We start from the raw sequence: 10,424 nt of genomic DNA, 5'->3' as shown, positions 1-10,424 counted from the left end.
CAACTCGTCCCGATGGCCAAGGAAGCCGGCCAGGAAGACCGACGAACTCGTACCGGGGACGAGAGTGCCGTCGACATCGAAGAACACAGCGCCCACATGATCGGATGAGAACACCGGGCAAGGATGCCACCAGCACGCGAGACGACGGATCGTGGGCGTCCCCGCGCGCTTCCGATACACGCCCTGAGGTCGCCACCCAGCCATCACACCGATCGAGGTGCTGTTTGCTGCCGCTCGGTCTCAGTCACTGTCCTTGCGGTAGTGCTGGAAGAGTGCCAGGGCAGCTACTGACGGAGCGTCCTTGAATCGGCCTTCGGCGATCAGCTGCCACACTTCCGCCTCAGAAAACCAGCGGCTGATCAAGCCGGCTTCTTCGTCGTCCAGGTGAGGTTCGCCACGGGTGAGATCCGAGGCAAGAACGACGTGAAACCCCTGGTCACAGTATCCGTATGCCTCGAAGAGGTGCCCCAGGGGTGTCATCGTTCGAGCGGCCAGGCCCGTCTCCTCCGCAAGTTCACCGCGCGCCAGGTCCAGCGGGTCTGCGTCCGGTCTGTCCTCCCACGTGCCCTGGGGGAACTCCCAATAGCGGGCCTTCACCGGATACCGGTACTGCTCAACAAGGTGGAAGCCCTCGTTTTCATACGGAATGATCAACGAGAAGTCGGGTTTGTGCACCACGCCGTACAAGCCCTCTACACCGTCGTGGCGCACGGTTTTGTCCTCGCGAACCGTCATCCAGCGGTTCTGGTAGACCACGGTCGAGCTCGTCGCTGTGAGCTCATGCTCGGGTATCGACGCATCGGAGATCATGCCGCGACGCTAGCCCCTGTCAGCCGCTGAGCGACTCCAAGAGATCACCTGTGGCGGTGTCAGCTCTCGGCTCTGGCACGAACGATCTGGCCAGAGCCGCAGGTCACACGTACAAAGCCAGTCTGTATCCTCCGTCCATGAGACGTCGCGTCCGCGCCCCTTCCTGGAGGGTGCTGCTATGCCTCGCGGCCGTTGTCCTTGCGATGGCGGGCTGGTATGCAACCCGCACCGTGCGGCCACACTGCGCGATCAACGTCAGCGCCCCTCCGACCGACAGCCGCGGGAACCCGCTGATGACCATCGCGAACTGGAAGCAATGGACTGCCGAGCAACGCACCGATGCGGCCTACTGGTTCGCGGTTGGTGCGGGCCGCTGCAAGTCGCCTGAACCTCGCTGGCGTCAGTGGATCGGCTGAATCTGTCAGACGGCGGGGCGTACGCGGTCTCACGAACGAGCAGCCAACCCAGCCCCACCTAGGACCAAGCCCTTCAGAGATCAGCCCGAACCGATTCGCACAGAATGCCCACGATCAAATGAGACAAGAACCCGCGCCTGTCTCAAACGATCGTGGGCATCGCACGTCACCGACCTCGCTCTGCCCACGACCGTTTGAGACAGGACACCGTCAAACCGCCCGCCTAGGCCATTGAGACCCCGCCGACCTCCCCGCCCGTAGTTCGCATCGGGAGGTAGCAGCCGAATGGCCTCGGCTTCAGTCGGGGGCCATTCAGCGCGCTCGGATCGTCGCTCACGCACGTCGCCGCCGAATTAGGCCAATTCGCGCCCTACTGAGATCCGGTCAGATTCGCTCACACTCGAACACATGGGGGCGATTCGGGATCGTGACCAGCTGGCATGCCATCGCTGCGGGGAGACCAGCCCCAGCGTGCGTGAGCGTGGACGGTTCGGTCTCATGGCGAGCTACTGCGAGAGGTGCTGGAACACCTACGCCAACGAAATGGCCGAAGCCGATGGAGCCACAGCCCCGCCCAGACCGAACCCCGACCCGGACGACGTGACTTGGATCGAGCCGCCACGCTGCCCGGAATGCGGTGCTTTGGTTCGCGTGTACCCGACCACCTACGATCGGTGGGTCAGCCTCGCAATGGTGGAGTTGCCCGCGAAAGACGTCCCAGCGGCCTTCAGGTGGCGTTTGACGAGGGTTCCGGACCGATCCCCCGTCCCCACGGATATCGTGGCCGTACGGGTCCGTGGAATCGATCCGCTACCGAGCGAACCTGTCGTGCCGGCTCATCGCATGATGTGCGTCCCCGAGTGAGGTGCGCCGTAGATCGCGAGGCAGCGAGCCGGAGGCCCAACCCCGTGTCCTCCGCGTGCCCGATCGAGCGGCGACCGGCGGGGAGTAGCGGGGAACGCCGGCGAGCGACCCGAGAACCGGCAGGTCAGCGTCTCAGCAGGTCAGCCCCGGTCCGCATACGCGATCTTCCAAACTGGTGACATGCGGCAGCAGGTACACCTTGACTCGCCACTACAGACAATGCCAGGGCATCCCCCAGGCAGACTTACCCGGTGTCGCTAGGAGTGGAATGACAGTCATGTCACCAGTTGAACGACTTCTACGAATGTGTCCGCCCGATGCTTCACCGCAAGTGGTGGAGTGGGAGTTCCTGGAGTCCCAGCTCGGGTACACCCTTCCAGGCGACTACAGGGAATTGATGGCCCACTATCCGCTAGGGTCGTTCGACTCGTTCCTCGGACTCTGGCAGCCGATGTCGGCAGTCCCCACCGCCGATCTTCAGAACCAGATTAGTCGCGCCCTGGTGAATCTGAGCTCCATGCTGCGGGCCGGCGGCGAACTACCCGCCGCGGAAGAGATGCTCGTCCCAGTCGGCGGCTCGGACAACGGGGACCGCATCTACTGGGTCCGAAAACCGACAGCATCCCCGGACACATGGCCCCTGGCCATCAACGAGCCCCGTGGCTACCGGTGGCACCACTACGACGGCGGTATCGCCGCCTTTCTCGTCGATGTTTTGACAACGGAGATCAGGGTCCCCTTCTTTCCGGCATCCTTCCCCAGTTCCACGCCCAACTTCCGCAAGGCCAAATTGCGACCGCATCGACAACGCATGAGCGGTTCATGATGAGGCCCGAAGCTTGTAGCTCCAGGCCACTGGGCATGGTCACTCCCTGACGGCGTAGGCCGGTCCGAACTTGATGGTGATTTCCGAGACCCTACGGTGCCGACACCCGGGCCCGTCTCAGTTTCCGTCTCATTCAGCCACGTTCACCGCCGTTCAGAGGGAGCCAAGGGGTCAAACCATCTCGGCGGCTAGCCGACCTTGAACGCAGGTGAACGCCCTTGCACGAGCGCCACGACCCCACCCCCACAGTTGGAAAGCGTGTTGGGGGCAACCCCTCACGAGTTCGAATCTCGTATCCTCCGCCAGTGCCTCACCGGGCACGATGTCGAAGGGCCCCACCGTTCGCGGTGGGGCCCTTCGTCGTGCACTGGTTGCATTTCTGGTTGCCTTCACAAACTTCCATTTCAGGCATTCAGCCGATCTGTCGGCCTTCTCCCGCCGCACTTGAGACGGCCCACAAGCCGCCGGCGCCCGCAGGCGCCCGCCAAGGGGGAACCTGCCCCATGCGGCATCCGCGGATCACGGAGATACGCCATCCTTGATTCGCCCCGCTACGAAGCTCACTGGTCTGACGAGGTGCACGTCGCATGAAGTCCCGATCAACGCTGGCGACATGGCTCGGCAGCCTCGACGGCTCTCGTCTGGCACGCGTGCTCGGGGCACGGCAGGACGCCGTGTCGCTTCCGGAGCCGCGTTCGCTGGGGGAACTGGCGGATCGGCTTCAGCGCCCGGGATCGGTGGCGCTGGTCCTGCCGCGGCTCACGCTGCCGCACCTCCAGGTGGCCGAGGCGCTGGCGGCGCTGGGGGTTCACGCATCGCGCGATGCTCTGGTGAAACTGCTGGGAGTTGTGGACGACCCAACCACCCGCGAACTGGACGCCGTACTGGAGGCGCTGGCCGATCACGCTCTGGTCTGGCCGGACGGCGCGGGGCGGCTCCGTATGGCCGGACCTCTGCGGCAGGCATGGGACACACCCCTGGGGCTGGATGCTCCGCTTGAGGAACTGCTCGCAGGCACGACCTCCGACGAACTGCGCGGCATGCTGGTGGCACTGGGCGTCAAGCCGCCGGGCGCCAAACCGCAGCGACTGGCCGCCCTGGTGGAGCACCACAGCGACCCGGAGCAGATCGCCTCCGTGGTCGCAAAGGCCCCCGAGACCTCCCGGAAACTCCTCGACCGCCTGGCGCTGACCGCGGCGAGGCAGCCGCAGTTCGTCGTGTCGGGGTTTCCCGGGCCCGAGCTCGAACCGGGTGCGCGATGGGCACTGGACCGGGGGCTCCTGATCCATGACCGGCACCGATACGGCCCGGCGCGTATGCCCGCCGAGGTGGCACTCGCGCTGCGCGGGCCCGGTTGGCACGCCCCGTTCGAGCCCGTCCCACCGTGCCCCCGGCTGGCATCCGTCACCGCGGCGGAGACTGATCGCGAAGCATCGGCCGCGGCCACGGCCTTCGTCACCCATGCCGCCTCGGTCCTGGCGGCCTGCTCGGCAACCGCACCGACCCGGTTGAAGTCCGGTGGGGTCGGTGCGCGGGAGCTGGCCCGGATCGGCAAGGCGGCCCAGGCCGACGACGCCGTCGTACGCATCACCTTGGAGACCTCGTACGCTGCTGGGCTACTGGGCCGGGACGGCGACCGGGTGGCCCCCACCGAGGCATACGACGTCTGGGCGGAACAGGAACCCCCGGAACAGTTCGCGGTGCTGCTCCAGGCGTGGCAGAACCTGCCGCTCACCCCCACCCAGGCGCGGGACGAGGACAACAGAGCGCTCCCCGCCGTCGCCGGAGCACCTCCCTGCGGCGGTTGTGTGGAGGCCCGCCTCGGGCTGTTGGCCGCGGCGGCACAGCTCCCGGCCAGGCAGGGCGCGCGAGTCGCCTCGGATCTGGGGCCGCTGATCGCCTGGCACCGCCCCCTCGCCCACTCGTCACCCCAGGACGGAACGCCGTTCGCCGCCGTGATCCGTGAGGCCGAACTCCTCGGAGTACTCGCGCGTGGCGCCCTGTCCGCTCTCGGCATCCACCTGCGGACCGGCGACACGGAGGGGCTGGGCATCGAGTGCCGGCGACTGGTCCCCTCGGCCACGGCAGTGGCTCGGATCGGCGCCGACCTCACCGCCGTCGTCACCGGCACGCCGTCCGCGCGACTGACCGCGCTCCTGGATTCCGTCGCCGATCGGGAGACCAGCGGCACGGCATCGGTGTGGCGGTTCAGCGCCGGCGGCATCCGCCGGGCGCTGGATGCCGGCCGCATCCCCGAGGACATCACAGCCGACCTGGCCGCTGTCGCCGGCGGGCCCCTGCCACAGCCGCTGTCGTATCTGATCGCCGACACCGCGCGCGGCCACGGGCGCGTGCGCATCGCCCCTGCCGCCTGTGTCATCCACGGCGAGGAGCCCGTGCTCCTGGCCGAACTCGCCGCCCACCGAGGGCTCACCGGGCTCGGACTGCGGCAGCTGGCGCCGACGGTGCTCATCAGCCGCAGCCCGATCGACACGACCCTCGCCGCGCTCCGGGCCGAGGGATACGCCCCTGTCGCCGAGACGGCCGAGGGCACGGTGCGCATCGAGAAAGCCCGGCCTCAGCGGGCCGCCGCCGCTCGCGTTCCCACTCCACGCGGCACCGGCACGCGGGAAAGCGGCCGCATCGCTGTCGCTGCCACGCGCGCGAAGGCACCCGCCCCCGTCGACCCGAACGCCTTGGCGAACCAGCTGCTGACCGCCCCGCCCACGACTCCCGAACCCGCGCCGTTCGACGGAGGGGTTCCCTTCGCCACGGACACCGAAGAAATCGTCGCGGGGTGGGCGAAGCGCCTGCCGTACAGCGACATCCGCCAACTCGCACATGCCATCGATGCCGGTCAGGCCATCACCGTCGAGTACGTCGCCACCTCGGGCAAGCAGACTGTGCGTACCCTCAGTCAGCTCGAACTCGACCCGCCCTACCTGGAAGCCTGGTGCCACCTTCGGGAGGCCGAGCGCGTTTTCACCCTCTCCCGCATCCGCGGCGTCATGAGTGTCATGCCCGAATGAAAAGGGTGATGGTATCGGTAGAGATAGTATCCCCCGCGATACCATCATCCACGGGAGGCTTGCCATGCGTCGCTTCATCGGGCGGGACCGCGAGCTGAACGTGCTAGGCAACGCCTTGCAGGCGGTTCATGATGCCGCCGGGTCGGCGAAACCAGGCCAGTGCATCCTCATCCGCGGACGGCGGCGGGTCGGCAAGTCCAGCCTCGTCGAGGAGTTTCTCCGGCGTACCGAGACGCCGTACCTCTTCTTCACCGCGGCAGGTGGTACGGCGGAGGACGAACTGACGGAGCTGCTCGACGCCGTCGCCAGATCCACCCTCCCGGAGCGGGGACTGTTCTCGGAGGAGGCCCCGGAGCAGTGGAATGCGGCATTCAGGCTGCTTGCGGAGATCCTGCCCGACGACAGCCCGAGCGTGGTCGTCATCGATGAGGTTCCGTATCTCATGGACCGAATCGACGCATTCGAGGGGATGTTGCAACGGGCCTGGGACCGGCTGCTCAGCCGCAAGCCCGTGCTCCTCCTCCTGGTCGGATCCGACCTCTCGATGATGGAGGCGCTGAACAGCTACGAACGCCCCTTCCATCAGCGGGGCCGGGAAATGGTCGTGGGGCCGCTGAACCCGGCCGACATCGGCGAGATGCTCGACCTGTCGCCGGCGGTCGCCTTCGACGCCGCCCTGATCACGGGCGGTCTTCCGCTGATCTGTGCGGAGTGGCGGGCCGGAGCGGACATCTGGGAGTTCCTCCGCGACTCGCTCGACAACCCGATCTCGGCGCTGCTGGTCTCCGCCGAACGCTCACTGGCCGCGGAGTTCCCACCGCAGGCGATGAGCAGGGAAGTCCTACGGGCCATCGGAGCCGGAGAACGGACCTTCACCAACATCGCGCGCGCCGCCGGAGGCATCGCCCACACCACGCTTACCCGGGCAACGGACGTCCTGACCGAGAAGCGGGTGGTGGCAGCCGAACTGCCCCTCTCCCTGCGCCCGTCGAAAGAACGCCGCTACCGAGTGGCGGACCCCTACCTGCGGTTCTGGCTCGCGTTTCTGGATCCGCACATGGCTGAGATCGAGCGGATGCGGGGAGATCTCACACTGAGCCGGATCAGGGAGCAGTGGACGAGTTGGCGGGGCCGCGCGATCGAGCCCCTGGTCCGGGAATCCCTCGCCCGTCTCCTGCCGGACGGGCTCCTGCCCGCCGCCCCGGCGATCGGCGGTTACTGGACCCGCAGCAACGACGTCGAAATCGACTTGGTGGGCGCCGACCGGCAGCCGGTGGCCGAGCAGTTGCTCTTCCTCGGCTCGATCAAGTGGCTGGAGAACTCCCCGCTCGACAACCACGACCTGGCCGCGCTGCAGAAGCATCGGGCGGCGATCACCGACGAGCCTGTGCCGCTCGTGGCAGTTTCCCGAAATGGAACCAGCTGTACTGGGCTTCATGCGGCGTACGGCCCCGACGAACTGCTCAGTGCCTGGCGCAGAGCATGAGCAGCGGCTGAGGTGCCCTGATTGCAGTTCTGGTTGCGTACACCTGCGTACGGCACTGTCCAGAAGTCCCGACCAACCCCGCTCCATCGCAGGTCAGAACACTCCCGTACGTCCCGGAATGCCGAGACGAACAGGTGGAAAGCGTGTTGGGGGCAACCCCTCACGAGTTCGAATCTCGTATCCTCCGCCATTGCTCTCACCGGGCAATACGTCGAAGGGCGCCACCGCGAGGTGGGGCCCTTCGACGTTGTTCTGGGGCCATGCCCCGTCTCTTTCCACCGGGGGGAGAGATCGGGCAGTGGGTCAGTCACCGGGTTCCCATGGTGTGGAGCTTCTGCTCGAAGTGGCCGGGCAGAAGCTGGTCGCGGTGGCGGTCGAGTACGGCAGAGAGATCGACGGGCGGACGCTGTCGACGTCGACGTTCACGGTCACCGACCGCACCGTGACCAAGGTCTAGACGAACCGTTCCGCCGACCTCGCCGAGCGGGCACGCTACGGCCGCTACGTCATCGTCGAGCTGTCCCCGGACGACACGGCGGCGGCCCTGTGGGTGACCCAGCAGGGCGGTGGCACCCCGCCCACGGCGGTACCGGTACCGGCACCGGCGACTCCGGTGGCGGGGTCGGGGCGGGCGGCCCGAAGGTCGGCGACACCACCCCCGGCGGGACCGTCGTCGCCGCGAAGGCCACGCTCACCCAGGCCGGCACGGTCACCACGGCCCACGGCACGCAGTACCCCGCGAGCACGACGGCACTGACCACGGGCGCGGTGAAGAACCTGATCGTCGACGACTTCCAGCAGTTCACCTTCGACGACCCCGCGACCGGTCAGACCCTGAACTACAACCTGTTCGTCCCCAAGGACTACAACCCGCGCAAGCGCTACCCGCTGGTGTTGTTCATGTACGACGCGAGCGTGGTCAACGTCGCGACCGAGGGTCCGCTGGTGCAGGGGCTGGGTGCGGTGTGCTGGGCGAGCCCGGAGGACCAGGCCCGGCACGAGGCCTTCGTACTCGCGCCCGAGTACGGCTCCGACGTGCGCAGCATGAAGGCGCAGCGGACGCCGGTGAACTTCGCCGCGTTCGAGGCCGGCACGGTCGTACCGACGGGCTCCACGACCAGTGCGCACATGGCCACCTGGCAGGTCGCGTACACGATCCCCGGCATCCGGGACTGGATCATGCGCCAGTCGATGTGAGTCCGCTCGGTCACGGGGGCGGGTCCTGGCCGCCGCACTCGGCGGCATAGAGTGCTGCGGCAGGTCCGGCAGGCGTGGGTGGAGGTAGATCGCGATGGAGAACCTGCCACAGCTCACCGTGGGACGGCTCTTCTCCTCCTGGCAGGCGGACGTCCCCGCGCTGCTGGTCGTCGTACTCCTCGGCGGCCTGTACGGCTGGGGCGTCCTGCGGCTTCGTCGCCGCGGCGAGAGCTGGCCGGTGGCGCGGACCGTCGCGTTCGCGCTGTTCGGGCTCGGCACGATCGTGGTCGCCACGATGTCCGCGCTCGCCGTGTACGACCGCGTGCTGTTCTGGCCGGCCGCCGTCCAGAACGTCCTCCTGGACCTGATCGCCCCGCTCGGCCTGGCCCTCGGCGATCCGCTACGGCTGGCCCTGCGCGCCCTGCCGGAACGCGCGGCGGCGCGGGCGCAGGGAGCCCTGACCGGCCGCGTGCTCCGGCTGCTCACCTTCCCCCTGGTCAGCACGGCCCTCGTGCTGACGACAGAACTGACGATCTACTTCACGCCGTACTTCGAAACGGCGTTGGCCGACGGCTGGCTGCACCACCTCATGTACCTCCAACTGCTGCTCGCCGGAAGCCTGTTCGTCCTCCCGGTGCTCACCCGCGAGGAGGCGCTGCCCGCGTGGTGCACGCATCCGGTGCGGGCGGCGCTGGTGTTCGTCGACGGGATCATCGACGCGGTGCCGGGCATCGTGGTGATGACCCACGGCACACTGATCGCCGGTTCCTGGTACCTCGCCCACGCCCCGTCCTGGGCGCCGGACGTCCAGCACGACCAGCAGCTCGGCGGCGGCGCGATGGTCGGCATCGCGGAACTGGTCGCGATCCCCTTCCTGCTCGCGATCCTGGTGCAGTGGGCGCGCACGGAACGCGCGGAGACGGTCGCACTGGACCGGCGCCTGGACACGGAACTGGAACACGTCCGGGCGACGCCCGCGGAAGCCGCGGTGGACGGACCGGAACTCGTCCGCCCCTGGTGGGAGACCGAGAACAGCGAGGTCGCGCAGCGCATCCGGGGCCAGCGGTAGGGGTTTCCCCGGCGGCCCTCACGCGACGGTCAGGCCGACACGGTCAGGGCGTCCAACTCCCGTATGAGCCGGGCCCCTTCGCGGGTCATGATCTCCGGGTCGCGCAGGGCGCTGGCGAGCAGCGACATGCCCTGGTAGGCGGCGACGAGGGTGAGCGCGAGCCCTTCGGGATCGGCCGCGCCGAGCTGCCGGTACTGCTCCTCCACCCAGTCCACCAACCGCCGTATGACCTGCCCCGCGGCGAGATCGAGGCCGTCCTCGTACCGCTTGTCCAGCTCTACGGCGAGGGTGCCCATGGGGCAGCCGTGGCGGGCCGCGACGTCCTTCTGGTCGACCCAGCCGCCGACGAGGGCCTTGAGGCGTGCGCGCGGATCGGGGAGCTGGTCGAGCCGTGCGGTCAGGGTCGCGAGGTTGTCGGTGTGCTCGGAGAGGGCCGCCTCGATCAGCTCGTCCTTGGTCTTGAAGTAGTAGTAGACGTTGCCGGTCGGGACGTCGGCGGCGCGGGCGATGTCCGCGATGGTCGTGCGCTCCACGCCCTGCTCGTGCAGGACCCGGGCGGTGGCGGTGGTCAGCCGCTGCCGCTTGCCGACGGCGGCGGGGCGGGCGGGTCGAGCCGGTCCGGGATCCTTTGAGTCAGTCACCTGACTAACTATAGACAACGGGCGGGTCGATCGTGCTAGCGTCATTCCCGACGGAGTTAGTCAGCCAACTAACTCACACATTCATA

Annotated in this window: 10 protein-coding genes and 1 pseudogene; 8 read left to right on the top strand and 3 right to left on the bottom strand. The window is 67.9% G+C overall.

Going from position 1 to position 10,424, the window contains the following annotated elements; genetic code table 11:
- Nucleotides 1–87: pseudogene (locus ACFXC1_RS27450) on the bottom strand (HAD family hydrolase); the annotation flags it as partial.
- Between the two features lie 153 nt (nt 88–240).
- A complete protein-coding gene (locus ACFXC1_RS27445; RefSeq protein ID WP_381246909.1) occupies nt 241–810 on the bottom strand; it encodes an NUDIX domain-containing protein in 570 nt (189 codons plus the stop codon).
- A 293-nt stretch (nt 811–1,103) separates the two neighbouring features.
- Between ACFXC1_RS27445 and ACFXC1_RS27440 the strand changes: the two genes are divergently transcribed.
- The 8 genes from ACFXC1_RS27440 to ACFXC1_RS27405 all read left to right on the top strand — a co-directional run bounded on the left by ACFXC1_RS27440 (nt 1,104) and on the right by ACFXC1_RS27405 (nt 9,697).
- Complete coding sequence (locus tag ACFXC1_RS27440) at nt 1,104–1,226, top strand: hypothetical protein (protein ID WP_381246907.1); 123 nt, start codon at nt 1,104–1,106, stop codon at nt 1,224–1,226.
- A gap of 408 nt (nt 1,227–1,634) precedes the next feature.
- Nucleotides 1,635–2,090 (top strand): DUF6083 domain-containing protein, encoded by a 456-nt coding sequence (locus tag ACFXC1_RS27435; RefSeq protein ID WP_381246905.1) that lies wholly within the window; start codon nt 1,635–1,637, stop codon nt 2,088–2,090.
- A gap of 397 nt (nt 2,091–2,487) precedes the next feature.
- The gene (locus tag ACFXC1_RS27430) at nt 2,488–2,916 is read left to right on the top strand and encodes a hypothetical protein (RefSeq protein WP_381246902.1); all 429 of its coding nucleotides are present in this window, start codon (nt 2,488–2,490) and stop codon (nt 2,914–2,916) included.
- A 587-nt stretch (nt 2,917–3,503) separates the two neighbouring features.
- Nucleotides 3,504–5,945, top strand: a complete 2,442-nt coding sequence (locus tag ACFXC1_RS27425) for a helicase C-terminal domain-containing protein (RefSeq protein WP_381246899.1) — start codon at nt 3,504–3,506, stop codon at nt 5,943–5,945.
- Nucleotides 5,946–6,009: 64 nt separating this feature from the next.
- Nucleotides 6,010–7,431 carry an ATP-binding protein gene (locus ACFXC1_RS27420; RefSeq protein WP_381246897.1) on the top strand — a complete coding sequence of 474 codons (1,422 nt, stop codon included), beginning with the start codon at nt 6,010–6,012 and terminating at the stop codon, nt 7,429–7,431.
- 325 nt (nt 7,432–7,756) lie between these two features.
- Nucleotides 7,757–7,888, top strand: a complete 132-nt coding sequence (locus ACFXC1_RS27415; protein ID WP_381246894.1) for a hypothetical protein — start codon at nt 7,757–7,759, stop codon at nt 7,886–7,888.
- A gap of 89 nt (nt 7,889–7,977) precedes the next feature.
- Nucleotides 7,978–8,628: a hypothetical protein gene (locus ACFXC1_RS27410; RefSeq protein ID WP_381246891.1), complete on the top strand. Its 651-nt coding sequence runs from the start codon at nt 7,978–7,980 to the stop codon at nt 8,626–8,628.
- Nucleotides 8,629–8,722: 94 nt separating this feature from the next.
- Nucleotides 8,723–9,697 carry a cytochrome c oxidase assembly protein gene (locus ACFXC1_RS27405; protein ID WP_381246888.1) on the top strand — a complete coding sequence of 325 codons (975 nt, stop codon included), beginning with the start codon at nt 8,723–8,725 and terminating at the stop codon, nt 9,695–9,697.
- A gap of 29 nt (nt 9,698–9,726) precedes the next feature.
- Here the strand turns inward: ACFXC1_RS27405 and ACFXC1_RS27400 are convergent, their stop codons facing one another.
- Nucleotides 9,727–10,338: a TetR/AcrR family transcriptional regulator gene (locus tag ACFXC1_RS27400; RefSeq protein WP_381246885.1), complete on the bottom strand. Its 612-nt coding sequence runs from the start codon at nt 10,336–10,338 to the stop codon at nt 9,727–9,729.
- Nucleotides 10,339–10,424: the final 86 nt, after the last annotated feature.

It is taken from the genome of Streptomyces hokutonensis (genome assembly GCF_042751305.1).
GTDB lineage: Bacteria > Actinomycetota > Actinomycetes > Streptomycetales > Streptomycetaceae > Streptomyces > Streptomyces hokutonensis_A.
Note: the sequence above shows the minus strand (reverse complement) of the source record. Positions and strands in the feature narration are given on the sequence as shown.